At 71.3% G+C, this 24,705-nt stretch carries 24 protein-coding genes and 3 pseudogenes; 9 read left to right on the top strand and 18 right to left on the bottom strand.

Going from position 1 to position 24,705, the window contains the following annotated elements; all coding sequences use genetic code 11:
- Positions 1-135: 135 nt before the first annotated feature.
- Both ACWDN5_RS26945 and ACWDN5_RS26940 read right to left on the bottom strand, forming a co-directional pair.
- The gene (locus tag ACWDN5_RS26945; protein WP_310976326.1) at positions 136-624 is read right to left on the bottom strand and encodes a polyadenylate-specific 3'-exoribonuclease AS; all 489 of its coding nucleotides are present in this window, start codon (positions 622-624) and stop codon (positions 136-138) included.
- A gap of 17 nt (positions 625-641) precedes the next feature.
- Positions 642-1,403, bottom strand: a complete 762-nt coding sequence (locus tag ACWDN5_RS26940) for a lysophospholipid acyltransferase family protein (protein ID WP_086845273.1) — start codon at positions 1,401-1,403, stop codon at positions 642-644.
- A 212-nt stretch (positions 1,404-1,615) separates the two neighbouring features.
- Between ACWDN5_RS26940 and ACWDN5_RS26935 the strand changes: the two genes are divergently transcribed.
- The 5 genes and pseudogenes from ACWDN5_RS26935 to ACWDN5_RS26915 form a co-directional block, all read left to right on the top strand.
- Positions 1,616-2,383 (top strand): alpha/beta hydrolase, encoded by a 768-nt coding sequence (locus tag ACWDN5_RS26935; protein WP_310976327.1) that lies wholly within the window; start codon positions 1,616-1,618, stop codon positions 2,381-2,383.
- Positions 2,380-2,871: a hypothetical protein gene (locus tag ACWDN5_RS26930; RefSeq protein WP_449678235.1), complete on the top strand. Its 492-nt coding sequence runs from the start codon at positions 2,380-2,382 to the stop codon at positions 2,869-2,871. Before ACWDN5_RS26935 ends, ACWDN5_RS26930 begins: the two co-directional genes overlap by 4 nt.
- 13 nt (positions 2,872-2,884) lie before the next feature.
- Complete coding sequence (locus ACWDN5_RS26925) at positions 2,885-4,024, top strand: glutamate--cysteine ligase (protein ID WP_310976329.1); 1,140 nt, start codon at positions 2,885-2,887, stop codon at positions 4,022-4,024.
- A 119-nt stretch (positions 4,025-4,143) separates the two neighbouring features.
- Positions 4,144-4,296, top strand: a pseudogene (locus ACWDN5_RS26920) (IS481 family transposase); the annotation flags it as partial.
- Positions 4,297-4,306: 10 nt separating this feature from the next.
- Positions 4,307-4,534 (top strand): annotated as a pseudogene (locus tag ACWDN5_RS26915) (IS481 family transposase); the annotation flags it as partial.
- On the opposite strand, the gene ACWDN5_RS26910 reads toward ACWDN5_RS26915, so the two are convergent.
- Entirely contained in the window at positions 4,531-5,373 is an 843-nt protein-coding gene (locus ACWDN5_RS26910) for an NUDIX domain-containing protein (RefSeq protein ID WP_449678234.1), read from the bottom strand. The pseudogene ACWDN5_RS26915 and the gene ACWDN5_RS26910 sit on opposite strands and share 4 nt — an antisense overlap.
- A gap of 26 nt (positions 5,374-5,399) precedes the next feature.
- Here ACWDN5_RS26910 and ACWDN5_RS26905 point away from each other — a divergent pair.
- A pseudogene (locus ACWDN5_RS26905) lies at positions 5,400-5,732 on the top strand (hypothetical protein); the annotation flags it as partial.
- Positions 5,733-6,440: 708 nt separating this feature from the next.
- Here the strand turns inward: ACWDN5_RS26905 and ACWDN5_RS26900 are convergent.
- From ACWDN5_RS26900 to ACWDN5_RS26875, 6 genes are read right to left on the bottom strand one after another with little or no spacing between them, the layout of a single operon-like run.
- The gene (locus tag ACWDN5_RS26900; RefSeq protein WP_285993738.1) at positions 6,441-7,379 is read right to left on the bottom strand and encodes an ROK family protein; all 939 of its coding nucleotides are present in this window, start codon (positions 7,377-7,379) and stop codon (positions 6,441-6,443) included.
- A gap of 15 nt (positions 7,380-7,394) precedes the next feature.
- Entirely contained in the window at positions 7,395-7,841 is a 447-nt protein-coding gene (locus tag ACWDN5_RS26895) for a hypothetical protein (RefSeq protein ID WP_449678233.1), read from the bottom strand.
- Positions 7,838-8,965: an ArsA family ATPase gene (locus tag ACWDN5_RS26890; RefSeq protein WP_449678232.1), complete on the bottom strand. Its 1,128-nt coding sequence runs from the start codon at positions 8,963-8,965 to the stop codon at positions 7,838-7,840. Before ACWDN5_RS26890 ends, ACWDN5_RS26895 begins: the two co-directional genes overlap by 4 nt.
- A gap of 1 nt (position 8,966) precedes the next feature.
- On the bottom strand, positions 8,967-9,401 hold the full coding sequence (locus tag ACWDN5_RS26885; RefSeq protein WP_310976334.1) for an SRPBCC family protein: 435 nt from the start codon (positions 9,399-9,401) through the stop codon (positions 8,967-8,969).
- A gap of 27 nt (positions 9,402-9,428) precedes the next feature.
- Positions 9,429-10,223, bottom strand: a complete 795-nt coding sequence (locus ACWDN5_RS26880) for a metallophosphoesterase family protein (protein ID WP_310976335.1) — start codon at positions 10,221-10,223, stop codon at positions 9,429-9,431.
- A 10-nt stretch (positions 10,224-10,233) separates the two neighbouring features.
- Entirely contained in the window at positions 10,234-10,644 is a 411-nt protein-coding gene (locus ACWDN5_RS26875) for a polyketide cyclase / dehydrase and lipid transport (RefSeq protein WP_449678231.1), read from the bottom strand.
- Positions 10,645-10,771: 127 nt separating this feature from the next.
- On the opposite strand from ACWDN5_RS26875, the gene ACWDN5_RS26870 reads away from it, so the two are divergent.
- Positions 10,772-12,568 carry an AMP-dependent synthetase/ligase gene (locus ACWDN5_RS26870; protein WP_449678230.1) on the top strand — a complete coding sequence of 599 codons (1,797 nt, stop codon included), beginning with the start codon at positions 10,772-10,774 and terminating at the stop codon, positions 12,566-12,568.
- Positions 12,569-12,578: 10 nt separating this feature from the next.
- Here the strand turns inward: ACWDN5_RS26870 and ACWDN5_RS26865 are convergent, their stop codons facing one another.
- Genes ACWDN5_RS26865 through ACWDN5_RS26840 form a run of 6 tightly spaced genes read right to left on the bottom strand, consistent with a single transcriptional unit; the run spans position 12,579 to position 19,427 of the window.
- Entirely contained in the window at positions 12,579-13,637 is a 1,059-nt protein-coding gene (locus ACWDN5_RS26865; RefSeq protein WP_449678229.1) for a hypothetical protein, read from the bottom strand.
- Positions 13,638-13,665: 28 nt separating this feature from the next.
- Positions 13,666-14,832, bottom strand: coding sequence for a HEPN-associated N-terminal domain-containing protein (locus ACWDN5_RS26860; RefSeq protein WP_449678228.1), 1,167 nt, complete (start codon positions 14,830-14,832; stop codon positions 13,666-13,668).
- 56 nt (positions 14,833-14,888) lie between these two features.
- Entirely contained in the window at positions 14,889-16,313 is a 1,425-nt protein-coding gene (locus tag ACWDN5_RS26855) for a GH1 family beta-glucosidase (RefSeq protein ID WP_449678227.1), read from the bottom strand.
- Between the two features lie 17 nt (positions 16,314-16,330).
- Positions 16,331-17,218 (bottom strand): carbohydrate ABC transporter permease, encoded by an 888-nt coding sequence (locus ACWDN5_RS26850; RefSeq protein ID WP_449678226.1) that lies wholly within the window; start codon positions 17,216-17,218, stop codon positions 16,331-16,333.
- An 8-nt stretch (positions 17,219-17,226) separates the two neighbouring features.
- Complete coding sequence (locus ACWDN5_RS26845; RefSeq protein WP_310976341.1) at positions 17,227-18,147, bottom strand: carbohydrate ABC transporter permease; 921 nt, start codon at positions 18,145-18,147, stop codon at positions 17,227-17,229.
- Positions 18,147-19,427 (bottom strand): ABC transporter substrate-binding protein, encoded by a 1,281-nt coding sequence (locus ACWDN5_RS26840; RefSeq protein ID WP_310976342.1) that lies wholly within the window; start codon positions 19,425-19,427, stop codon positions 18,147-18,149. The genes ACWDN5_RS26845 and ACWDN5_RS26840 overlap by 1 nt, the downstream gene beginning before the upstream one ends.
- A 160-nt stretch (positions 19,428-19,587) precedes the next feature.
- On the opposite strand from ACWDN5_RS26840, the gene ACWDN5_RS26835 reads away from it, so the two are divergent.
- Positions 19,588-20,631, top strand: a complete 1,044-nt coding sequence (locus ACWDN5_RS26835) for a LacI family DNA-binding transcriptional regulator (RefSeq protein WP_449678225.1) — start codon at positions 19,588-19,590, stop codon at positions 20,629-20,631.
- Here ACWDN5_RS26835 and ACWDN5_RS26830 read toward each other — a convergent pair.
- The 3 genes from ACWDN5_RS26830 to ACWDN5_RS26820 form a co-directional block, all read right to left on the bottom strand.
- Positions 20,621-21,727 carry an FAD-dependent oxidoreductase gene (locus ACWDN5_RS26830; protein ID WP_449678224.1) on the bottom strand — a complete coding sequence of 369 codons (1,107 nt, stop codon included), beginning with the start codon at positions 21,725-21,727 and terminating at the stop codon, positions 20,621-20,623. The genes ACWDN5_RS26835 and ACWDN5_RS26830 overlap by 11 nt on opposite strands.
- A gap of 67 nt (positions 21,728-21,794) precedes the next feature.
- On the bottom strand, positions 21,795-22,772 hold the full coding sequence (locus ACWDN5_RS26825) for a ferritin-like domain-containing protein (protein WP_310976345.1): 978 nt from the start codon (positions 22,770-22,772) through the stop codon (positions 21,795-21,797).
- 116 nt (positions 22,773-22,888) lie between these two features.
- Positions 22,889-24,130 (bottom strand): aminotransferase class I/II-fold pyridoxal phosphate-dependent enzyme, encoded by a 1,242-nt coding sequence (locus ACWDN5_RS26820; protein ID WP_310976346.1) that lies wholly within the window; start codon positions 24,128-24,130, stop codon positions 22,889-22,891.
- A 63-nt stretch (positions 24,131-24,193) separates the two neighbouring features.
- On the opposite strand from ACWDN5_RS26820, the gene ACWDN5_RS26815 reads away from it, so the two are divergent.
- Positions 24,194-24,673, top strand: coding sequence for a hypothetical protein (locus ACWDN5_RS26815; RefSeq protein WP_310976347.1), 480 nt, complete (start codon positions 24,194-24,196; stop codon positions 24,671-24,673).
- Positions 24,674-24,705: the final 32 nt, after the last annotated feature.

Here is a 24,705-nt window from a genome sequence, read left to right as displayed (position 1 = left end):
GCGAATGACTCATTGGGGACGTCCGAGGTCCCCAATGAGTCATTCGCGACGTTCGAACCGCGGCGAGCCTCGGGAAGTGTCGGTCCCCGCCGGTAAAGTGGAAACCGGGGGGCGCCCCCGCGGCCGGCCGGGCGGTCAGCGGCGTGGGAAGTAGCTCTCGATGACTTCCCACCGCGCCAGGTTGTGCTTCGCGTCCGCCAGTGCGTCGTGCTGGTCGGTCGGCGCCGCCGGCAGCTTCGGCTTCCCGGCGTCCTCCCAGCGCTGGCGCAGATCCCGTGTGAACCTCGGCAGCTGCCGGGGCAGCGCCGGCATCGGGCCCCACAGCTGGGCCAGGGCCACGTGGTCGTACGCCGCGAACCACGCCCACAGCTCGATCCCGCCCGGCGGCTTGCCGAAGAACTCCAGCAGGTCCGCGCGGATCTTCTCCCTGCTCCGCCAGGCCCGGTCGGCCGGGGACGGGAGCTTGTCCAGGACGTTGTCCCGGACCCACGGCCCCGCCTTCGAAGGGTCGAACTCCGTCGAGACCGCGTAGAACTCGCGGCCCCGCTCGTCGACCACCCCGATCGACACCAAATCGATCGTCACGCCGTCTTCGATGAACTCGGTGTCGTAGAAAAAACGCACTGGTGAACAGTAGTGGGTCAGCCGACCTTGGAATCCGGCACCCGGGCCGCGTCGCGGGCGGACGGCTGGGCGGGCACCGCGGGCTTGACCCCGGCCGCCTCCGCCGCCAGCAGCTCCTTCGCCTTCGCCGCGTAGATGTCGACGTACTCCTGGCCCGACAGCTCCATCAGGGCGTACATGATCTCGTCCGTGATCGACCGCTCGATGAACCGGTCGCCGGCCAGCCCCTCGTAGCGGGAGAAGTCCAGGGGCTTGCCGAACCGGACCTCGAGCCGCCGCGGCCACCACATCTTCGAGCCGATCGGGTTGACCTTGTCCGTGCCGATCATCGCCACCGGGACCACGACGCCGCCGGACTCCAGGGCGATCCGGGCGACGCCCGTCTTGCCCTTGTACAGGCGGCCGTCCGGGGAGCGGGTGCCCTCCGGGTAGATGCCGAGCAGGTGCCCCTCGCGGACCAGGCGGGTGGCCGTGTCGAGGGCGGCCTGGGCGGCGTTGCCGCCGGACCGGTCGATCGGGAACTGGCCGACGCCGGTGAAGAACCACTTCTTGAGCGTGCCCTTGAAGCCCGGCTCGGTGAAGTACTCGGACTTGGCCGGGAAGGTCACCTTGCGCTTGACCCGCAGCGGCATGAAGAACGAGTCCGCGACCGCCAGGTGGTTGCCGGCCAGGATCGCGCCACCCGTCTCGGGGATGTTCTCCGCCCCGACGACCTTGGTCGGCCAGAGCGTCTTGAGCAGCGGTCCGAGGAACACCCACTTCATGAGCCAGTACAGCACCGGTGCCTCAGTCCTCCATCGCAGCCGCAGCCCCTGTCACCCGAGACGAACAGCCTACGAACACCGGCGGCCGCCGCACAACGCCGACCACCCGGTTACCACTTCGGCAGCGATCGATCTCACAGCGAATTCCGGGCCCGGGCGGAGCCCCACAAGGTCCGCCGGGCGTGAGAGCATGGACGGACTGCACCGCTCACACGGAAGGCGATCGCATGGGCGTGCTCGCCGGCGCGGAACCGTTCGGCCACACCGGTTCGGCCGAAACCGGGTTCCTGCTCTGCCACGGGTTCACCGGTACTCCGGCGAGCATGCGGGCCTGGGGTGACCACCTGGCCGGCGCCGGGTTCACGGTGCGCTGCCCGCTGCTGCCGGGCCACGGCACCCGCTGGCCGGACCTCAACCGCACGACGTGGGAGGACTGGTACGGCGCCGTCCGCGAGGCCCTCCTCGCGCTGCTCGCGACCTGCAAGACCGTCTTCGTCGGCGGCCTCTCCATGGGCGGCACGCTCACCCTGCGCCTGGCCGAGGAGTTCGGCGACCGGATCGCCGGGATCGTCCTGGTCAACCCGTCGGTGACGCGGCTGAAGTGGGACACCAAGCTGCTGCCGGTGCTGGGCCGGATCGTGCCGTCGGTGCCGGCGATCGCGAACGACATCAAGAAGCCGGGCGAGACGGAGCTGGCCTACCCGCGGACGCCGGTGCGCGCGGCGGCGAGCCTGGCGAAGCTGTGGGCGGTCGTGCGCGCCGACCTGGCCAAGGTGACGCAGCCGGTGCTGCTGCTGCACTCGTCGGTCGACCACGTCGTCGAGCCGGTGAACTCGCAGCTGGTGCTCCGGGGCGTCTCGAGCACCGACGTCACCGAGGTCGTGCTGGAGAACAGCTACCACGTGGCGACGCAGGACAACGACGCCGAAGTGATCTTCACCCGCAGCGTCGAGTTCGCGAAGGCGCACGCCGCCCAGCCCGAGGAGACCGCATGAGCCGGGGGAAAGACGGGCCGGAGGACGTCGACGCGACGTTCGCCGAGATCGTCGCGGACCTGCGGGCCGGTGGGTTCGGCCTCCCGGAAGAGGACACCGCCGAGACCGCCGGGACCGAGTCCCGCAAGACGCCCGAGCGGCCCGCCGACCCGCCGGCCGTGGACAGCCCGCCGGAGCCCGGCTGGCGCTCCGGGGGCACGTCGTGGGACACCACGATGTTCTCCGACGACCCGGCCGGCGACGACGAGCACTACGTCCCGCCGGAGCCGCCGCCGCTGCCCCGGCCGAAGCTGGGCGCGTTCCTCATCCTGCTGCTGTTCCTGTCCGGGCTGTTCCTGCTGATCCTGCCCGGCGCGATCGGCGTCGGCCCGACGGTGGCGACGCCGCTGGGCATCCTCGCGCTCGCGACGGCGATCGCGCTGCTGCTGCTCCGCGTGCGCCAGGGGCCGCCGCCCGGCGCGGACCCCAGCAACGGCGCCCAGGTCTGACCCCCGGACGGCGATGCACATCGAGTTCAGTCCTTCGCGGCGATCGACCGTCGGCGCGGAATGGGAGCTCGGCCTGGTCGACCGCCGCAGCGGCGAGCTGTCGTCGGTGGCCGAGCAGATCCTCGAGGCCGTCCGGCCCGACGGGCGGGACGAGCACCCGAAGATCAAGCAGGAGCTGCTGCTCAACACGATCGAGATCATCACCGGGGTCTGCGACACGATCGCCGAGGCCAAGGCCGACCTGGCCGGCTCGCTCGACGTCGTGCACGGCGTCGCCGATCCGCTCGGCGTCGAGATGTTCTCGGCGGGGACGCACCCGTTTTCGAACTGGTACCAGCAGAAGGTCACCGACAAGGAGCGCTACGCCAAGCTGATCGACCGGACCCAGTGGTGGGGGCGGCAGATGCTGATCTACGGCGTCCACATCCACGTCGGGGTCGACCACCGCGAGAAGGTGCTGCCGGTCCTCGACGCGCTGCTCAACTACGCGCCGCACCTGCAGGCGCTGTCGGCGTCGTCGCCGTACTGGGGCGCCGAGGACACCGGGTACGCGTCGAACCGGGCGCTGATGTTCCAGCAGCTGCCGACGGCCGGGCTGCCGTTCCAGTTCCGGAAGTGGGCGGAGCTGGAGAGCTACGTCGAGGACATGTTCACCACCGGCGTGATCGACCACTTCTCGGAGATCCGCTGGGACATCCGGCCGTCGCCGAAGCTCGGCACGATCGAGATGCGCGTCTGCGACGGCCTGCCGACGCTGGAGGAGGTCGGCGCGATCGCGGCGCTGACGCAGTGCCTGGTGGACGACTTCGTCGAGCGCCTGGAGGACGGCGAGATCCTTCCGACGCTGCCGCCGTGGCACGTCCAGGAGAACAAGTGGCGCGCGGCCCGCTACGGCACGGACGCGATCATCATCCTGGACGCGGCCGGGCGCGAGCGGCTGGTCACCGACGACGTCGCCGACCTGCTGGACCGGCTGGAGCCGGTGGCGCGGCGGCTGGACTGCGTGGCCGAGCTGCGGGACGTCGAGACGATCCTGCGCTACGGGCCGAGCTACCGGCGGCAGCGCGCGGTGGCCGAGCAGCACAAGGGCAGCCTGAAGGCCGTGATGGCGTCGCTCGTCGCCGAGATGCGCGACGGGATCGCGCGGGACTAGATGTTCTGTCCGGGGAGGTTGCGATCGTGGTGACACGTGATCGGATGATCTTGGTGTGAGGGAGAGCCTCCGGGGTCGGTGTGGTTGCGACATCTGCACCGGCTGCCCTGGAGGTCCTCGTGACTCACGCTAACGCACCCCTGACCCCGACCGGCAGACGCTGCGTGGCCCGTTGTGTCGTCGAGGACGGCTGGCCGCTGCGGCGAGCCGCGAACGGTTCCAGGTGTCGGTCTCAGGCGGGGAAGCCGGTAGCGGGCCGGCCGGCCCAGCGGGCGGCGGTGGACCATCCGACGGGTCCTGACCGACAACGGATCCTGCTACCGCTCCCACCTCTGGCGTGACACGCTGCGCGAAGCAGGCCTCTCCCCAAAACGCACCCGACCCGACACCGAACGTCGAGCAGTGCTACCTCGATGGCTCCACACCTGCAATCACCACCGCGGCCACACCGCGCTCGCAGGCCACCCGCCCGCCAGCCGCATCCCCAACCTCACAGGTCAGCACAACTAGAGCTCGTCGAGCTGCCTGCGGAGCGTGCCGGGGCCCATGATCGACGCGCCGAGTGCTTCGACGCGCCGTTTCAGCTCGCGGTCGGCCGTCGCGACCAGGACGTTCGCCTGCTGCTGGGCGACGACCTCGACGATCTTCGAGTCGCCGTCGGTGTCCGCGGCGACGACCTCGACCCCCGGGGTGCCGGTGACGTGCTTGGCCTGGCCTTCGACGACCAGGATGATCCGCGGCCACCAGGTCACCGCCGCGTCGTCCGGGTCGGGCACGCCGGCTTCGGCGAGCTTGGCGAGCTGGTCGCGGAGGCGCTCGGCGGCGCCGTGCCGGTCACGCCACCAGCCGTCCGGGCGCGAGCCGACGACGTTGGCCGCGTCGACGACCAGGACGAGTTCGCGGCCGACGCGGTCGCGCAGGTCCGGCCAGGCGGCGGCGAAGTCGCGGTGGAGGGGGTAACCGGGGACGTCGTCGGGATCCACCCAGCGCACCTCCGCACTTTCGGTGTTGGCGACGCGCGCTTCGGCGCCGTCGGCGAGGGCGAGGACGGTGGTGTAGCTCCAGTCGCCGTGGTCGACGACGGAGGCGGAGACGGCGCGGAAGGCCTCGGCGGGGACGGAGGTCTCCTCGAAGGCTTCGCGCGCGGCGGCGGTCCGGGCGGTCTCGCCGGCTTCGATGGCGCCGCCGGGCAGAGCCCAGGTGCGGCCGTGGTGCACCCACCACGCGCGGCGCTGCAGCAGGACGCCGCGGGCGGGATCGACGAGCAGCAGCCCGGCGGCACCGTAGCGGCCCCAGTGCAGGTGCCCGCCGGCACAGCGGACGAAGACGCTCGCGGACGGGGGACTCACCGCTCCAGCCTGTCACACTCTCCGGCGTGACCCGGTTCGATCAGCTCAAGCCCACCTTCTGGGACGCCGGCCCCGGCGAGCCCCTGGACGCCCGCGCGTTCGCCCACGCCGGCCGCGAGCTGGGCGTCCGGCTGCCCCTCGAGCTCGGCGAGCTGCTGGGCCTGCGCAACGGCGGCGCGGTGGCGGCCGCGTTCGACGCCTTCCCGACGAGCGAGCCGACGTCGTACAGCGGGACGCACGTGCCGTTCGATCACCTGCTCGGCGTCGGCGGGCGGTTGTCGATCTTGGACTCGCCGTACCTGAGCACCGAGTGGGACCTGCCGAAGCGGGTGGTGGTGCTGTCCGGCGACGGGCACACGTGGATCGCCCTGGACTACCGCCGGTCGTCGGAGCCGTCGGTGACCTGGTTCGACGTGGAGCTGGCGTCGGAGCTGGCGCGCGCCGACGTTCCGCGCGTTCGCCGAGGGGCTGGTGCCGTCGGCGGACTTCCCGGAGGAGTGAGCGCGGCCGCCGATGACCGCGGTCAGGAGGATGCCGAGGCTGAGGCCGCCGAGGAGGATCCCGGCGACGACCGGAGTCGGCACGAGCGGCTTGATCAGGAACTGGCCGACCAGCATCCAGCCGAAGATCACCAGCCCGGCCGGGAGCAGCTTCGCCCGCCGGCCGCGCACCTTCCGCCGCAGCAGGACGCCGGCCGCCATCAGCGCCGCGCCTCCGATCCCGATCCACACGTCCCCCGGCATGCGCGCTCCCTCCCCGGGCCGGCTATCGGGTACCCGATCGGGGGACGGGTGACACGGGCCCGCCACACCCTCCAGGGGTCCGGTGCCGACGATCATCCGGGAGCTGCACCGCGGCGGGACCGGCCAGCCCCACGCCGCCCACGAGCGGGCCGCCGCCCGGCCCGAGCACGACCGGTCGCCATCGGCACCCTGATCGAGCGCACCGCCCGCCACGTCATGCTGCCGCGCCATCCCCCGCGGGCCCGCCCCCCGACTTCCACGCTACCGGGGACCACCGACAGTTCCGCGCGAGCAGAGCGCCCGCAGCGGTCGCCGTCCACAAGATCAGACCGGGGTCTTCGCCGCCTCCAGGGCCAGCGCGGCCGCTCCGACGATCGCCGTGTCGTCACCCAGGTGGGCCGTCCTGATCCGGGCCAGCGGGCGGTGCCGCGCCCCCGTGATCGTGCCCGCGTAGTGCTCGCGGGCCTCGTCCAGGAACAACGGCGCCGACTCCGACACTCCCCCGCCGATCACGATGATCTCCGGGTCGAACACGTCCGCCACCAGGGCCAGGCCCTCGCCGAGCCACTTGGCCAGCTCGGCCATCGCCAGCTGGGCGATCGGGTCGCCGTCGCGGGCCGCTCCGGCCACCCGGCGGCCCGTCACCGAACCCGGGTCGCCCGCCACCTGGGGGGCCAGCACCGTCGAGCGGCCCGGGTGCCGGGCCAGGAGCTCCACCGCCGTCGCCGCCAGGGCCGTTCCGCTGCAGTACCGCTCCCAGCAGCCGTACTTGCCGCACGGGCACGGCCGCCCGCCGCGGACCACCGTCAGGTGGCCCAGCTCCGGCGCCACGCCGTACGCGCCCCGGTACAGCTTGCCGTCCAGCAACAACCCCGCGCCGATGCCCGTTCCCAGGGCCACCAGCGCCGCCACCTGGGCGCCGCGGGCCGCGCCGAAGCGGTGCTCGCCCACGATCGCCGAATTGACGTCGTGCTCCAGCAGCACCGGCAGGCCGACGCGCTTCTCGATCCGGTCCGCGACCGGGGCGCCGCGCCAGGCCAGGTGCGGCGCGAACATCACCGATCGGCGGTCGCGGGCCACGAAGCCGGCCACCGCCAGCCCGACCCCGGCCACGTCGTGGCGGTTGCGCAGGTCCTCGACGACGCCGGCGATGGCGTCCTCGAGGGCGCCCTCCTCGGTCGGCGTCGCGACCCTGGCCGTGTCGAGCAGGGAGCCGCGTTCGTCCACCACGCCGGCCCGGATGCTCGTCCCGCCGACGTCCACCCCTATCGTCCGCACTCAGCTCTCCCACTCGTCGCGCCGGCGGACGGCGATGTGCTGCACCCGCGGCGAGGTCCGCGGGTCCGCGGGCCGCGGCGCGGGCCGGAACCCGGGCACGTGCACGCCTTCTTGCGGCTCCCAGCGGTCCGCGAGCACCGCGCGCAGCAGGGCGACCAGCTGCGCGAGCTGCTCGGCCAGCCGCGCGACCAGCTCGGGCCGTTCCCCCCGCACCACCGCGACGATCGCACACAGCGGGCACCAGCCGCACGCCGAACCGGCCGGTTTCGCCTCGTCAGGGGTGGCGTGATCACCGGGGCCGGGGGCTCCGCCACCCGGACCCCCCGGAAAACTGCCGTGTCCGGCCGCGAGCACCCCTTCGAGCCACGGCGCCGCCTTCTCCGCGACCATCTCGGCGAGCAGGCGGATCTCCTCCGCCAGCCGCGGCCCGTGTTCCTCTTCGCTCACCCGCGTCCCCGGTTCCCGGCCAGGTGCACGACCAGGCCGTCGGCGTCGGATTCCGCGCCGGTGATCCGGCACGGCCGCAGCGGCTCCGGCAGGGCGATGAGCCTGCGGAAGCCGTCCACGGTGATCGCCAGGTCGTCGTCGACGCGGGCGAGGTCGACCTCGGCGTCCCGCGCGAGCGGGATCGCGACGCGCAGGGTGTACCCGCCGGTGGCGGGACGCACGCGCAGCAGCGGGGTGACGGGCGTGCCGTTGCCCGCGAGGGGGTCTTCGCCGCGGTAGAGCTCGGCGGCGATCTCCAGCAGCGCGGGCAGCCCGACCGGCTCGACGGCGCGGTGCTCCACGCGGGCGATCGGCGCGATCCCGGCCGCGGCGAGCTCGGCGAGCACGGCGTCCTGCTGCGTCCGGCGCGTGCGCAGCCAGGACGCGGCGCCGCCGCGCCAGATGCCGGGCGCGGGCATCAGCCGGTTGGCGATCAGGCCGTCGACGGCGATGCCGCGCAGGGCCAGGGAGCTGAGCGTGCGCCGCGCCTCGGCGACGACCACCCGCTCCGGCGTGAGGACCAGCCGGACGGTCGTCACCGACGGATCGGTGAGCAGGGCGCGCAGGCCGTCGAGGTGGGCACCGAGCCGTCGGATCGGCTCGCTGACGCGGCGTCCGAACACGCGGGTCAGGTAGCCGGAGACGGCTTCGGGGAGGGCGAGCAGCCGCAGCGTCTCGGCCGTCGGCCCGCAGTCGACGACGACGGTCTCCCACGGCCCGTCCTCGGCCAGCCGCCGGACCTCCGTGAGGGCGAGCAGCTCGTCGACCCCGGGCAGCACGGTGAGCTCTTCGGCGTCCAGCGTGTCGAGCCCCGCGCCGGCCAGCACCGCCCGCAGCTCGCCGCGCAGCCCTTCCCAGGTGGCGTCCACCAAGGTGCGCGAATCGACCTGCACGCCGGACAGCAGCGAGTCCACTTCGGACGGTTCGGCGCCGAGGGGACGTGCGAAGGCGTCACCCAGCGAGTGCGCCGGGTCGGTGGACACGACGAGGGTCTTCCTGCCGCGGGCGGCGAGGGCGGCGCCGGTGGCCGCGGCCAGCGTGGTCTTCCCGACACCCCCCTTGCCGGTGCACAGCAGGATCCGCACGCTAGCCCTCGGCCCGCTTCTTCAGCTCCTTCAGCGCGGTGTCCATGACCATCTTCTCGGCCTTGCGGCGCAGCAGGCCGATCATCGGCAACGCCAGCTCGACCGACAGCGTGTAGGTGACCCGCGTCCGGCCGCCGAGGTCGGCCAGCGCGTAGCGGCCGTTCTGCGCCTTTTGCATCTGGCCCTTGACCAGGTGCCAGCTGACGCCGAGGCCGTCGTCGTCCCAGTCGTACTCGAGGGTGTAGACGTCCTTGATCGGGCCCGCGTCCAAGGTCAGCTTGACCTGCTTGGCCCGGCCCTCGCCGTCGGTGTCGAGGACCTCGGTCTGCCGGACGGCCTTGGCCCATTCCGGGTACGCGGGGAAGTCGGCGATCACGGCCATCACCCGGCTGGGCTCGGCGTCGACCTCGATGGACTGTGTGGACTGCTCGGCCATGGGTCGAAGCGTAGCCGCCGCGGTTGGTCACCAGCGCAGCACGTAGGGCTGCCCGGTCTCCTTGAAGTGACCCACGTTACGGCACTCGGTCAGGCCGACCCGGGCGCGGGCGGCCAGGGGCTGGTGTACGTGCCCGAACACCGACCAGCGCGGCCGCTGGGCCCGGATCAGCGCCAGCAGCGCCGTCGAGCCGATCTCGCTGCGGCGCGCCACGACGTCGTAGGTCAGCTCCGGCAGGGCCGGCGGACCGTGCGTGCAGAGGACGTCGACGTCGGTGAGCGCGGCGACGCTCGCGTCGTAGTCCTCGCGAACCCGCAGGTAGGGACGCCAGGCGGCGCCTTTGCGGGGCCGCGGGACGACGCCGTCGGGCAGCAGCGCGCCGCCGACGAACCCGAACCGCAGGCCGCCGATCTCGGCCACTTCGCCGTCGAGCACGTGCACGCCCTCGCCGGTGAACTCCGGCCACAGCGCCGGGGTGTCGACGTTGCCGGGGGTGGCGTAGGTGGGCGCGGTCATCGCCGCGAACAGCGTCGCGTACTGGGCGCGGACGGCTTCGTCGACCGCGGCGCCCGGGTCGTCGAGGGTCGCCCAGAGCGTGCGCGAGAAGGCAACGGTTTCGTCACGGGTGCCCTCGCGGCGCAGGCGGGCGAACTCGCCGACCTTCTCCGCGCCGAACAGGGCGCCCATGATGCCTTTTTCGTGGTCGTGGTAGTCGACGAAGTCGATCAGGTCGCCGAGCACGACCAGGGCGTCGGCCCCGTCCCCGGCGCGCTTGAGCGCGTCGGCGTTGCCGTGCACGTCCGAGACGACGTGTACCCGCACCCGTGCTCCCCTAGTTCTCGCCGCGCGGAGGGACGCCGGGCTCGCGGCCGTCCTCCAGGATCTCCTTGAGCTCGAGCGCGATCGCCTTGGCCGCGCGGGCCCGCCGGTCGAACTCCCGCCGCAGGTCGCGTGGCGCCAGCGCACGGGGCGCCCCGGCCGCGTCGGCGGGGGTCGCCCGCAGGAAGTAGTGCAGCAGGGTGCCGTCGAGCACCGGCTCGAGCCAGACCTCCATGGTACCGACGAGGGCACCCGTCACGGTCCAGCGCAGGCCCTTGTCGCCCCGGTCGGTGTAGACCTCGAGGACCAGGTCGGGCCAGTAGCGCCGCCAGGAGGCCGGCTCGGCGAAGACCGCGGCCACGGTGGCCGGCGGAACGGCGAGGAACGTCTCGTCGACGATGTCGAGTGAGGGTGGCGCGTTCACGTGCGAAGAATGTCACGGCCTCGCCTCGCGGCGGCGATCAGCATGGTCTTAAGGTGCTCACCACGCTAAGTTGACTGGCGGGTAACAGCGGTGTCACCTGCCGCACGCGTTGAACACGGAGGTCCACGTGCGCGAATACAGCGCTCCCGCCGGCAAGCCGGTGGCCGACGACGAAAACATGTCCGACGTCGTCTGGGCGAACGCCGAGCGGTTCTCCGACGTGGTGAGCTTCCGCCGCCAGGTCGAGGGCAGCTGGCTGGACGTGACCGCCAAGGAGTTCGCGGCCGAGGTGCTGGCCGTGGCCAAGGGCATGGCCAAGGCCGGGATCGGCCGCGGCGACCGCGTCGCGATCATGTCGAAGACCCGCTACGAGTGGACGCTGATCGACTTCGCGATCTGGGCGGCCGGCGCGGTCACCGTGCCCATCTACGACACGTCCTCTCCGGAGCAGGTGCACTGGATCCTCTCCGACTCGGCCGCGAAGGGCGTCTTCGTCGAGACGAACGCCCACGCCGCGGCGGTCGACGAGGTCCGGGACCGGCTCACCGAGCTGGCCAACACCTGGCAGATCGAGGGCGACTCCCCCGCCGTCGAAGAGCTGTCGGCCCTGGGCGCGTCGCTCTCGGACGACGAGCTGCACGACCGCCGCCGCGAGGTGACCGCGGACGAGCTGGCCACCATCGTCTACACCTCGGGCACCACCGGCCGCCCCAAGGGCGTCGAGCTGACCCACCGCAACCTGCTGGCCGAGATCCGCGCCGACATCGAGGCGTTCCCGCAGCTGATGGAGCAGGGCAACTCGCTGCTGGTGTTCCTGCCGCTGGCCCACGTGCTGGCCCGCGCGATCGCCGTCACCGCGCTGACCGCCCGCGTCACCCTCGGGCACACCCCGGACGTCAAGAACCTGGTCGCCGACCTGGGCACGTTCCGGCCGACGTTCGCCGTCGCGGTGCCGCGCGTGTTCGAGAAGGTCTACAACTCGGCGAAGCAGAAAGCGCACAGCGAGGGCAAGGGCAAGATCTTCGACGCCGCCGAGGCCACCGCGGTCGCCTACAGCGAGGCCCAGGACTCCGGCGGGGCCGGGCTCGGGCTGAAGCTGAAGCACCTGGCGTTCGACAAGCTGGTCTACGGCAAGCTGCGCGCGGCCCTCGGTGGCCGCTGTGTGGCGGCGGTGTCCGGCGGCGCCCCGCTGGGAGCGCGCCTGGCACACTTCTTCCGCGGCATCGGCGTCCCGGTGTTCGAGGGCTACGGCCTGACCGAGACGTCCGCGGCGGCGAACGTCAACACGCAGACGGCGTTCCGGGTGGGCACGGTCGGCAAGCCGGTGAACGGCACGTCGGTCCGCATCGCCGGCGACGGCGAAGTGCTGCTCAAGGGCGACGTCGTGTTCCGGGCCTACTACAACAACCCGCAGGCCACCAAGGAAGCGCTCACCGACGGCTGGTTCCACACGGGCGACCTGGGCGAGCTGGACGCGGACGGCTTCCTCAAGATCACCGGCCGCAAGAAGGAGATCATCGTGACGGCGGGCGGCAAGAACGTCGCCCCGTCCGGCCTCGAGGACACGATCAAGGCGTGCCCGCTGGTCAGCCAGGCGATGGTGGTCGGCGACCAGCGCCCGTTCATCGCGGCCCTGGTCACGGTGGACGAGGAGTACTTCCCGTCGTGGAAGTCCCAGCACGGCAAGCCGGCCGGCGCTTCGGTGGCGGACCTGGCCGCGGACCCGGACCTGCTCGCGGAGATCCAGGCCGCGGTGGACGAGGCGAACAAATCGGTGTCCAAGGCCGAGGCGATCAAGAAGTTCACCGTGCTGGCGAACGACTTCACCGAGGCCGGTGGCGAGATCACGCCGAGCCTGAAGCTGAAGCGGAACGTGGTTTCGAAGAACTACGCGAACGACATCGAGGGCCTGTACAAGAAGTGAGCTGACGCGCTCAGCCGGCCGATTCGCGGACGACGGCTTTGGCGCAGGCGAGGAGGTCACCGCCGATCGGTGACCTCCTCCCGCCGGCCGCGCTGAGCGCCTTGATAATTCCGGCGGTCGCGACGTACACCGCGTGGAGCTGACCGATCCGGGCATCCGAAGTGCGGTCGGCGTGGACGTCGACATCGTCGATGACGGAGTAGAGCCGCCGCAGCCACCGGCGATCGGCTTCTTCGCCTTCCTCCACCAGGGTCTCGAAGTCCCGGTAGCCGAGCACCTGGAACCGGCGCGGGCCGGAGGACGTCTCGCGCAGCAGGACATCGCCGATCGCGGCCTGCCAGTCCCGGTAGATCCAGGCTTCCCGGACGGAGAGGATGCCCGCGGCACGCGACCGGCTGCCGACGAGTCCGGCTCCGTCCAGCGCATCGGCGCCGGCTGCCGCCGCCACCACAGCGTGGATCCGTTCGAGGGCATCGAGCTGCGCGGCCTCGTCGAGGTCGCGGAACTTCGCGGCTGTCCCGGCGTGCAAAGCCTTCTTCAGCTCGTGGTCCACCTGGATGCCCGCCCGCCGGGAGGATTCGCCCGCACCCGGGCCGAGGCCCCAGACCTCGGCCAGGCCGCTCAGGCGCGTCGTCTCGATGTGCCCTCCTTCGGCCAATGCCTCGCTGAAGGCGTTCAACGCCGCTTCGAGTTCCTTCTTCCGGGCGACTTTGGGCTGCAGGAGCAGCAGTTCTCGGCGCAGAGCCCGGATCCAGGCGAGCAGGCCGGCCATCCGGTACAACGTGCTGAGCACCTTGTAGCGCTCGAACGTCGTCACATGGACCTCACCCGACAGGAAGAACCCGCTTCCGTCCGGGTCGAAGATCTCCCGCATCCGGTAGAAGAGATCCGCGGCGCTGACGGCGAGCGGGTTCGCGTAGTTTTCGTACGTCAGCTTGGAAGCGGCCTTGGTCTCCCGGCGCGCCGCGAGGCGGCGGAACACCTCCGCGAGCACGGCGACCAGGATGGCGACCAGCCCCGCCACGATGGCGCTCTGCAGCTGAGCCGAAAGCGGTCCGATCAGTGGCACGGCGGCTCTCCCCCGACCGGAAGCCCGCTCACCGGTCGGTGGTCCGCATCGAACCCTCGACCAGCCGCAGGCTCAGCTTCTGCGGCTGCTCGCCGGGGAGCTGATCGAAGCACCGCTCGTTCGGCACGTCGAGGACCACGTCGGCCAACCCGTTGACGGCCGACCTGAACAGGATTCCGTCGACCTCCCCGGCACGGAAGATCTTGAGGAGGTATTCGGTGACGATCTGCGTCGGCACGTACTCGATCTGCTCCATGCCCTTGCCGACCGGCTGGCTGATCCGTGCGACGAATTCGTGCAGGAAGCGGAACTCGCGCCAGCGTCCTCCCCAGAGGGGATCGAACTCGCTCGGGACCTCCGGGAGCCGGGTGAAGTCGACCACCCGGCACGGGGCGGAGACCTCGAACTGGCCGACGGTCACCCGGGCGAACCCCGCGTCCAGCTGCGAGACCTCGGCGATCGCCGTCCGCTCTTCTTCGGCACCGTAGAACAGCGGGATGCCCGCCGGGCTCATCCGGTTCGCCTGCCGGGCGAGCTTCGCCGGGATGGTGCCCAGGTCCCGGCTGGTCCACTCGCCTCGCTCGTCGTGCGCGCGGGCGCGCCAGAACCGGGTTCCCGCGGGGAGGGTCCGCACCAACCCGGCCGTGTCGATCAAGGCTCCGACGTGGTCGAGGATCCGTCCGGCCGGCACCTCGCCGGAAAGTTCCGCGTCTTCGTCCTCCGCGGACCGTCGCAGCCAGAAGACGTAACGGGTTTCGAACGTGACCGCGTCGCTGAATCGCGTCCAACTGTCGCGAAGCACTTCGTCCCGTCGGCGACGGGCCCAATCCTTTTCGGCCCAGAAGACGAAGGGAATGCCATCCCGGACGGCTTCGGCCAATCCGGGACCGATGAACCGGTCGCCGAATTCCTCGACGATGTCCCAGGTGTCCTTGGGTTCGACGAACTGGTAGCCGCCCTCGGCCGAGTCGTAGGGAACGGCTTCGTCGTCGAGGTTGCCGTACTCGTTCGAGATCCCCTTCTCGAAGGCTTCGACCAGCACCTCCAGGGGCGCGGCGACAGAGTTCCCGCAGAAGCTGCACACCTCAGCGGCTTCGGCCGCCGCCGCGATGCTGTCCGCCAAGGCGTAGTCGTTCACACAGGCCTTGCACACCCACTGCCCGGCCGTGTCCGGGCTCGCCGACTGCTGCTCCACGCACCCACCTTCCCCCTGATGGGCCCGGATGTTACCGGCCGGCGCTCCCCCGCGTGCTACGGCGTGTGCTGGGCCGCGATGAAGTCGCGGTACCAGCGGTAACTCGACCTCGGTGTGCGCGCTTGCGTCTCGTAGTCCACGTGGACCAAGCCGAACCGGTGCTTGTAGCCGTGGGCCCACTCGAAGTTGTCCAGCAGCGACCAGCAGAAGTAGCCGCGCAGGTCCACTCCCGCCGCCGCCGCGGTGCGGGCCGCCTCGATGTGCTCGCTCAGGAAGCTGATTCGTTCGTAATCCGCGAAGTCGCTCCGGTCCGCGTACACGCACCCGTTCTCCGTGACATACACCGGTGGCAGGCCCGGGTAGCGGTTGTGCAGGCCGACCAGGGCTTCCGTCAGGCCCTCCGGCTCGACCGGCCAGCCCATGCCCGTGCGCGGGACGTCCGGCAGGCGGGTGGTGTCCACGCCGATGTCCGCCACCGTTCGCAGTGCCGGGTCCGGCTCGCGGTGGGGGGCGTCCGCCACGTGCACCCGGTAGTAGTAGTTCACGCCCAGGTAGTCCAGGGGCGCCGCGATGATCTCCAAGTCCTCTTCGCGGCGGAACGAGAAGTCCGAGACGCCGTCGAACATCGCCGTCAGGCCCGGGGCGTAGCGGCCGCCGAACAGGGGGTCGGTGAACTGCCTGCGCAGCAACGTGTCCTGCCGGGCCGCCGCCGCCGTGTCCGCCGGCGAGTCCGTCACCGGGACCGCCGGTGACTGGTTGAGGACGATGCCGAACTGGTGGGGCAGCGCCGCCCGCTCGCACATCGCCCGGACCGCCAGGCCGTGCCCGAGCAGCAGGTGGTGGGCGGCCGCCAGCGCGCCGTGTCCCTCCCGCGCCCCCGGCGCGTGGCGGCCTTCGCCGTACCCGGCCACCGCGCACGGGTACGGCTCGTTCAGCGTCGTCCAGAAGTCGACGACGTCGCCCAGTTCCTGGTGCACCAGCGCCGCGTACTCGGCGAACCGGTACGCCGTGTCGCGGGACCGCCAGCCGCCCTCGTCCTCCAGGGCCTGGGGCAGGTCCCAGTGGTAGAGCGTCAGGAACGGCTCGATCCCCCGCTCCCGCAGGCCTTCCACCAGCCGCCGGTAGAAGGCCAGGCCCCGGCGTTCCGGCGCACCCCGGCCGGACGGCTGGATCCGGGGCCAGGACACCGAAAACCGGTAGCTGTCGACGCCCAGCTCGGCGAGCAGGTCGAGGTCCGCCTCCCAGCGGTGGTAGTGGTCGGCCGCCGGTTCTCCGGTGTGGCCGCCGGCCACCGCGCCGGGGACCGCCGCGAACGTGTCCCAGATGGACGGTCCACGGCCGTCGGCGGTCGTGGCGCCCTCGATCTGGAACGCCGAAGTCGCGACGCCCCAGCGGAAGGCGGGCGGGAACCTCTCATTTCGGGGGTCCGGGTGGCGAAGCCCCCGGCCCGGGGCGAAGCCCCGGTCGTCACTGCTGGTCACGGTCAACTCCGGAGGGGTCAGCCCTTGAGCGCGCCCTGCATGATGCCGCCGACGATCTGGCGGCCGAACAGCAGGAACACGATCAGGACGGGGACGGTGCCGATGGTGGCGGCGGTGAGCACGAGCGTGTAGTCGGCGGTGTAGCCACTGGCCAGTGTGGACAGTGCGGTTTGGACGGTCGGGTTCTCCGGCACCAGCACCACCAGCGGCCAGAAGAAGTCGTTCCAGGCCTGCATGAAGGTGAACAGCCCGAGCACCGCCGCGGCCGGGCGGGCGGCCGGCAGGGCCACGTGCCAGAACAGCCGCAGCGAGCCGCAGCCGTCCATCCGGCCGGCCTCCAGCAGCTCCAGCGGCAACGCGCGTTCGAAGTACTGGCGCATGAAGAACACGCCGAACGCGGTGACCAGGCCGGGCACGATCACCGCCTGCAGCTGCCCGGCCCACCCGAAGTCGGCCATCATCATGTACAGCGGGACGACGCCGAGCTCGGTCGGGATCGCCTGGGTGGCGACCACGACGAGCAGCAGCGCCGTCCGCCCGCGGAAGCGCATCTTGGCGAAGGCGAAGCCGGCCAGCGTCGAAAACAGCACCACCGACACGGTGATCGTGCCCGCGACGATGAGCGAGTTGCCGAGCGCCAGCGCGAAGTCCGTCTCGTCGAAGACGCGGGCGATGTTCTCGAACAGGTGCCCGCCCGGCACCAGGACCGGCGGCACCTTCCCGACCGCCTCCGTCGTCTGCGAGGAGACGACGAACGACCAGTAGACCGGGAACGCCGAGCCGGCCAGGATCGCGATCAGCGCGGCGTAGGTCCACGGGCTCGCGACCCGCCTGGAGATCCGCCGCAGCCGCCCGGGTGAGGCGGCCGGCGGCGCGGAGGCCGCCGGGGTCAGCACGGTGGTCATGTCGCTCCTCAGTCCGTCGATATCCGCCGGGTCACCAGGTACGACAGGCCCGCGACGAGCATCGTGGCCACGGCCAGGATCAGCGCGATCGCCGAGCTGTAGCCGAAGTCGTACTTGGCGAAGCCCTGTTCGTAGAGGTAGAGCGCGGCGGTCTGGAACTGCCGGTCCGAGCCGCCGGTGGCGGCCGCCGTGCCCGGGTTGAACAGCAGCGGCTCGGCCAGCAGCCGCATGTTCCCGGTCGTCGCGATCACCGTCGAGAAGATGATCTGCGGCCGCAGCAGCGGCACGGTGATCCGCCAGAACTGCTGCCACCCCTTGGCCCCGTCGAGGGTGGCGGCCTCGTACATGCTCGACGGGATCGCCTGCATCGACGCCAGGAAGATCAGCGCGTGGTAGCCGGTCCAGCGCCACACGACCATCGCCGCGATGGCCGTGTGCGAGCTGGCCGTGCCGGCCTGCCAGTCGACCTGACCGGCACCGAACCAGCTCAGCACCCAGTTGACCAGGCCGAAGTCCCGGCCGAACAGCTGCGCGAAGATGATCGTCACCGCCGCCACCGAGGTGATGTTCGGCAGGATCATCCCCATCCGGAAGAACATCCGCCCGCGCAGCCGCCGGTTGAGCAGGTGCGCGATGCCCAGCGCGAACAGGATCTGCGGGATCGTGGTCAGCAGCCACAGGCTGACCGTGTTCCCCATCGAGTTCCAGAAGTACGGGTCGTGGAACAGCAGCTGCTCGTAGTTGCCGAACCCGATGAACTGCGCACCCTCGGCGTCGATCAGGTTCCGCTTCTGCAGCGACACGACTGCCGTGTACACCAGCGGGAACAGCCCGAAGACGCCGAAGATGAGGAAGTACGGGCTGATGAAGCCGAACGGCGACAGCTTGACGTCCCACTTCTGCCGCCGCTCGGCGAAGGTGAGTGCCATTACTTGATCTTCGCGACGTCACCGACCAGCTGCTGCCACGCCGCCGGGCCGTCCTGCTTGCCCTGCTCGACGCGCTGCATCGCGTTGCCGAACTCGGTCTGCACGTCACCGGCCTTCGGGCCCTGGTACTGCGGGTTCAGCTTCTTCGCGGCGTCGGTGAAGACCTTGCCCACGGGTGCGTTGTTGAAGAAGGCATTGGTGTAGCCGGTGATCTTCGGGTCGTCGTAGAGCGACGGCACCGAGGGCAGCAGCCCCTTGCTGGTGAACACCTTCGCCTGCTGCTCGGGCGCGGTCAGCCAGGCGGCGAGGTCGGCCGCTTCCTTGGTGTGCTTGCCCTGCTTGGGCACGGTCAGGTACGAGCCGCCCCAGTTGCCGCCGCCACCCGGCACGGCCGCGACGTCCCACTTGCCCGCGGTGTCCGGCGCCTGGTCCTTGATCTTGGTCATCATCCACGCCGGGCAGGTGACGGTCGCGAACTGGCCCTGGGTGAAGCCGGTGTTCCACTGCGGCGTGCTGTAGAGCAGGCCGGCGCTCAGGTTCGCCTTGACCGCGTCGACCACGAGGTCCCAGCCCTGGCGCAGCGCCGGGTTGCTGCCCACGATGATCTGGTCGTTCTGGTCGTAGTAGCCCTGCGGGGCCTGGCCGACGATGGCGTTGAGCACGGTCGGGCCGCCGTCCATGAACTTGACGCCCTGGGGTGCCTGGGCCTGGAAGCGCTTGCCCGTCTCGAAGAACGCCTGCCAGGTCGGCCAGAGCGCGGAGACGGCGTCGCGGTCCTCGGGCAGCCCGGCGGTCTTGAACATGTCACGGCGGTAGCAGATGGCCAGGCCGCCGACGTCGGTGCCGTAGCCGATCTGCTGCCCGCCCTTGCCCAGCGACGCGGCCCACTTCCAGCCGAGCCAGCGGTCCTTGAGCTTGTCCCCGCCGACGGTGTTGAGGTCGACGAACTTGTCCGGCGTCGCCTTGAACTGGGCGACGTAGCCGGTGTCGATGGCCTCGATGTCCGCGGCGCCGGCGCCGGTGGCCAGGTGCGCGGCGAGGTTCTTGTGGTGGTCGGAGTAGGCGGCGGTCCGCTCGGTGATCTCGATGTCCGGGTGCGCCGCCTGGTACTCCTTGATCAGGTCGGTGTAGCCGAAGTTGCCGAACAGGCCGAGGCTCAGCTTGACCTTGCCACCGGCGGCGCCGCTGTCGCCGCACGCGCTCACCGCGGTGAGCGCGACCAGGGCGGCACCCACCCCGGCGAGCAGGCGGATCCGGCGGTTTCTCGTTTTCGGGCGCATGAGATCTCCGTTGTTCTGCGGGCCGGTCGGAAAACGCGGGACCCATGAGAGCGCTCCCAACACCCTTTCGTCAAGTAACGAAATGATAACCAGGGCTGGCGTTTACGCTGCCAGACGTCGTGTGCTACAGATGTAACCGGTTACAAGAACGGAGATCGACATGGTCACTGCCCGCGAGGTCGCGCAGCTCTGCGGGGTTTCCGTCGCCACCGTGTCGCGGGTGTTCAACCGCCCGGCCACGGTCAGCGCGACCACGCGCGAACGCGTCGAACGCGTGGCGCGGGACCTCGATTTCTCGCCGAACGAGTCGGCGCGCGCGCTGTCGCGGCAGCAGTCGGCGATGGTCGGGCTGGTCTGGGACACCGACCACCGGCGGCCCGGCTGGCGGCACCCGTTCCTGCAGGACCTGTTGCTGGGCCTCAAATCCGCGCTGAGTTCGCACGGCTACCACCTGCTGCTGCTCGCGACGAGCGACGACGCCCGCGACCGCCACCCCGGCGTGTCACTGGCCGACCCGATCGGCTACGTGAGCATGACCCGAAGACACCACCTGGCCGGGCTGGTGCTCATCGACAGCGGGACCGACGCCGACGCGTTCACCGCGTTCGCCCAGTCCGGGCTGCCGTGCGTCGCGCTGGACGTCGCCCTGTCCGGGCCGCGGGCCACGCACGTGACGTCGGACAACGCCGGAGGCGCGGCGGAAGCGGTCCGCCACCTGGCCGCCCTCGGCCACCGCCGGATCGCGACGATCACCGGCCCCCGCGGCAACGCGCCGGCGACCGCGCGCACCGAGGGCTACCGGCGCGGGCTGGCCGAAGCCGGCCTCCCGGCGTCGGAGGATCTCGTGGTCGGAGGTGACTTCTACCGCGAGAGCGGCTTCGTCGGCATGCGCCGGCTGCTCGCCCGCAAGGAGCCGCCGACGGCGGTGTTCGCGGCCAGCGACGAGATGGCGGTGGGTGCCCTGCTGGCGGCCCGCGCGGCCGGGCTGAGGGTGCCGGCGGACCTGGCCGTGGTCGGCTTCGACGACATCGAGGTGGCGTCCCTGGTCGACCCGGCCCTGACGACGGTGGCCCAGGACAAACCGGGCTTCGGCACGGCGGCGGCGGGGGCGCTCCTGGCGATGCTCGAGAACGCGACGACCCCGGAACCGGTGCTGCTGCCGACGAAACTGGTCGTCCGCGATTCCTGCGGCGCTAAACGGTGATCTTCGCGTCCCAGTCGATGTGGTGCGAGTACAGCCAGCCGCGCTCCTCGCCGACGTCGCCACCCGCGCTCGCCTTCACCAGCTTCTCGACGCGCTCCCGCCTCAACCCCTCGTACGCGGCGAAAGCCGCGGCCGGGTCCGGGAGGTCGCGCAGGCACTGCGCCAGCACGACGCTGTCCTCCAGGGCCATCGACGCGCCCTGGCCCGCGGCCGGGGACGCGGCGTGGGCGGCGTCGCCCGTCAGGACCATCTCGGGCGTCGACCAGACGCGGGTCTCCGGGACGTCGTACGAGTGCCCGCCGAAGACCTCGTCCCCGGTGGCCGCGACGATGTCCGCACACGGCAACGGATCGCCGTCGAAGGCCGCGTGGGCGAACTCGCGCCAGCCCGCCGGGGTGACCGCCGCGATCTCCTCGCGCGGCCGCTCGGCGTCCGGGATGCGGGCGAACCAGAACGTGGCGCCGCCGGTGTCCGTGGTGAACCCGAAGGCGGCCCGGCTGCCGCGGACCATCCGGTAGATCCCCGGCGCGGCGGGCAGCCCGCCCGCCCGCGTGTAGCCGTAGACGACGGTCAGCCCGGTGTAGCGGGGCTCGTCGGCGGCCGGGTCGATCAGCCGCCGGACGACCGAGCGGAGGCCGTCCGCGCCGACGAGGACGTCGCCGGTCGCGGTGGTGCCGTCGGCGAACTCCGCCGTGATCCCGCCCGAGCCGGACCGGGCGCTCACCAGGCGGCGACCGCGCTCCAGCGGGACCCCGCGGCGCGTGGCCTCGTCCTGCAGGACGCGGTAGAGCGTGGCGCGGGTCAGGGTGCGCGGCCCGTCGAGGCCTTCGGTGTCGAACTCGCGCCGCCCCACGGTCTCCCCGTTCGGGGCGACGAGCTCGACGCCGTACGCCGCGAAGGAGGCGTCGATCACCGGCCGGTCGGCGCCGATCGCGCGCAGGGCGTCCATGCCGTTGTGCATGATCGTGAGGAACGCGCCGATGTCGTCCCCACCGGCGGGGTAGGCCTCGTACACGATCGGCTCGTGCCCGGCGAGCTTCAGCGCCATCGCCGTGACCGTGCCCGAGATCCCGCCACCCGCGACCAGTACCCGCACTTCGCGTCCCCCCGTCGACTCCGCGTGCCGCCGCCGTTGACGTTACCGTGACGGCGGCACGCGGTGCCTACTTCTCCTTCGCACCGCTGGTGGCGATGTCGCCGTTCAGGCCGCGCGGGTAGAAGCCGCCCGAGGACACCTTGTCCGGGTTGAGGTACGCGATGTTGAGCACGCGCTCGGCGGAGCGCCCGAACGCGATGCCGTTGGCGTCGGCCGGGACGAGGTTCGCCTTGCCGTTCTTGATGACGCCTTCGTCGTCGTCGGCCTTGCCGTCGAGGCTGTCGCGGGCGTCGGACATCTTGTTCGTGACGTCGCCGAGGCCCCGCTCGAACAGGGCGGATCGGATGATCCCGGCGTGGTAGGCCTCGACGGCCAGGATGCCCGCGGCCGCGTCGAGGAACGTCTTGTTGTTCACCAGCGGCGCCGCGCCCTTGTAGGCCGACACGCCGACGTCTTCGAACAGGTAGGCGGCGAGCAGGAAGTTGTTCTCGCTGCCGAACGGGTCGAACGTCTGACCCTTCTGGATCACCCCGGCCGCCTGCATGGCCGCGGTGAAGCTGTTCTGGAAGTCGATCTCCGGCTGCGCGACGGCGGCCTTGTCCAGCGCCTTGCGCAGGAAGTTCACGTGGGCGACCTCGTCGCCGGCGATCTCCTGGACGATCTGCTTGGTGTGCTCGCTCTTGAACTTGACGCCGTGCCCGCCGGAGACTTTGCCGAGGTTGCCGACGCCGTTGACGTACTTCTCGTTCAGCCCGTAGCCGTACGCGGCGAAGGAGTACAGGTTGGCCTCGAGGTATTCGAGGTTCAGCGCGAAGTTCAGCACCGCGGCGTCACTCGCCGCCTCCTTCCCCGCGTCACCTCCCTGCGCGCCGTACTGCGAGGTGGCACCGGCCGAGCCGAGGCCCAGCGACAGCGCCGTGCCGAGCGCGCCGGCACCCGCGACGCCGAGCCCCGCCGCTCCCGCAGCCTTGAGGAAGCGGCGGCGGTCGGTCGCGTTCTCCGCGCTGCGCTCGATCAGCTGCTCTGTGTAGCGTTTTCCGAACACCGGGGGACGTCCTCTCGTGACGAGTTCGTCCACCTCACCCACCGGTCATACGTACCTGGGCGTCCCCCGGCTCGGTCAAAACGGGAAAAATTTTGATCGACTTGCGTTTGCCCAGGTCAGCCGCGCTGCGCGACGGCGAGCCGGACGCACACGGCGAGCGCGCGGACGGCCTCTTCGACCTCTTCGAGCTTCGGGAAGGTCGGCGCGATCCGGATGACGGCGTCGGCCGGGTCGTTGCCGTGCGGGTGGGTCGCCCCGGCGGGGGTCAGCGCGACCCCGGCTTCCTTCGCCAGCCGCACGACCTCCTTCGCGGTGCCCTGCGGGACGGTGAGCGTGATGAAGTACCCGCCGGTCGGCTTGGTCCAGGACGCCAGGTCGGCCAGCTCCTCGGTGAGGATGCGGTCGACGGCCGCGAACTTCGGGCCGATGATCTCGGCGTGCTTGCGCATGTGGGCGCGCACGCCGTCTTCGTCCTTCAGGAAGTGCGCGTGGCGCAGCTGGTTGACCTTGTCCGGGCCGATGGTGCGCTTGCCGGTGTTGCCGGTCCACCAGGCGAGGTTGGCCTCGGAGGCGCCGAAGAAGCCGACGCCGGCGCCGGCGAGGGTGATCTTCGAGGTCGAGCCGAAGACGAACACGCGGTCGGCGTTGCCGGCCTCGGTGGCCAGGGCCAGGAGGTCGGCCAGCTCCGGCTCGTCGTCGGTGAGGTGGTGCACGGCGTAGGCGTTGTCCCAGAAGATCCGGAAGTCCGGCGCCGCGGTGCGCATGGTGGCGAGCCGCTTCACGACGTCGTCACTGAACGTGACCCCGGTGGGGTTGCTGTACTTGGGGACGCACCAGATGCCCTTGACGGTGGGGTCCTCGGCGACCAGCGTCTCGACGGCGTCCATGTCGGGGCCCTCGTCGGTCATGTCGACCGGGACGAGCTCGATGCCGAAGCGCTCGGTGAGCGCGAAGTGGCGGTCGTAGCCCGGGACGGGGGCGAGGAACTTCACCTGCGGCTCGTCGGCCCAGCGGCGCTCGGCGCCGGGCAGCTTGCTCAGCAGCGCCTGGACGACGGCGTCGTGCATCAGCTCGAGGCTCGAGTTGCCGGCGGCGAGCAGCTGCCCGGCGGGCACCTGCAGCGCGGCGGCGAAGATGCGGCGCAGCTCGGGCAGGCCGTTGAGGCCGCCGTAGTTGCGGACGTCGGTACCGTCCTCGGCCTTGAAGGTGCCGTCGCCCGGGAGGGAGAGCAGCGCGTTCGAGAGGTCGAGCTGCTGCGGGGACGGCTTGCCGCGGGTGATGTCCAGGGAGAGGCCTCGGCCGACCAGGGCCGCGTAGTCGCTGCGGGCCGTGTCGACGTCGACGGAAGCAGTGGTCATGCCGTCAACGCTAAACCCGCCGTCGATACCATTTCGGGGCGGGTCCTGGCTAGGGTGGTTGGTGTGCATCTCGTCGTCCACGCCGACCAGCGCCAGTTCACCATCCGGGATTCTTCCGCCCGGTTGACGGGCAACGGCTGGACTGCTTCCGCGGTGGAGCTTCACCGGATCGGGGCCGAGCCGGGCGGTCTGGCGATCGCGACGGCGCGGTCGGACGTGGTCGAGTCATCGGTGACGCTGCTGCCTTCGGCGCCTGCTCTCTTGCCGGACGCCGAGCACGTGGTGGAAGCGGACCTTCCGGTTCCGAGCGGGCGGTTGGTGATTTCCGGGCCTTCGGACTACCCGTCGCAGGAAAAGTTCTTTTCGGTGCTGCCCGGGTTGTACCGGGCGCGGGTGTCGTACGTACCGGCGGATCCGCCCGCGGTGACGTGGAACGAGCACGAGTTCGGGGAGCACTACCGGTACGTGGTGGAGCTGTGGCCGGTCGAGGAAGGGTCCGATGTGGAGGTTTTGCGGCAGGGCGCGGCCGTTTGGGACGGTTAGACGGGGAGCGCCAGCTGATCGACGCTGAAACG

It is taken from the genome of Amycolatopsis sp. NPDC003731, assembly GCF_053586895.1.
The sequence above is the reverse complement of the archived record's forward strand: the minus strand, read 5'-3'. Positions and strand labels throughout refer to the sequence as shown.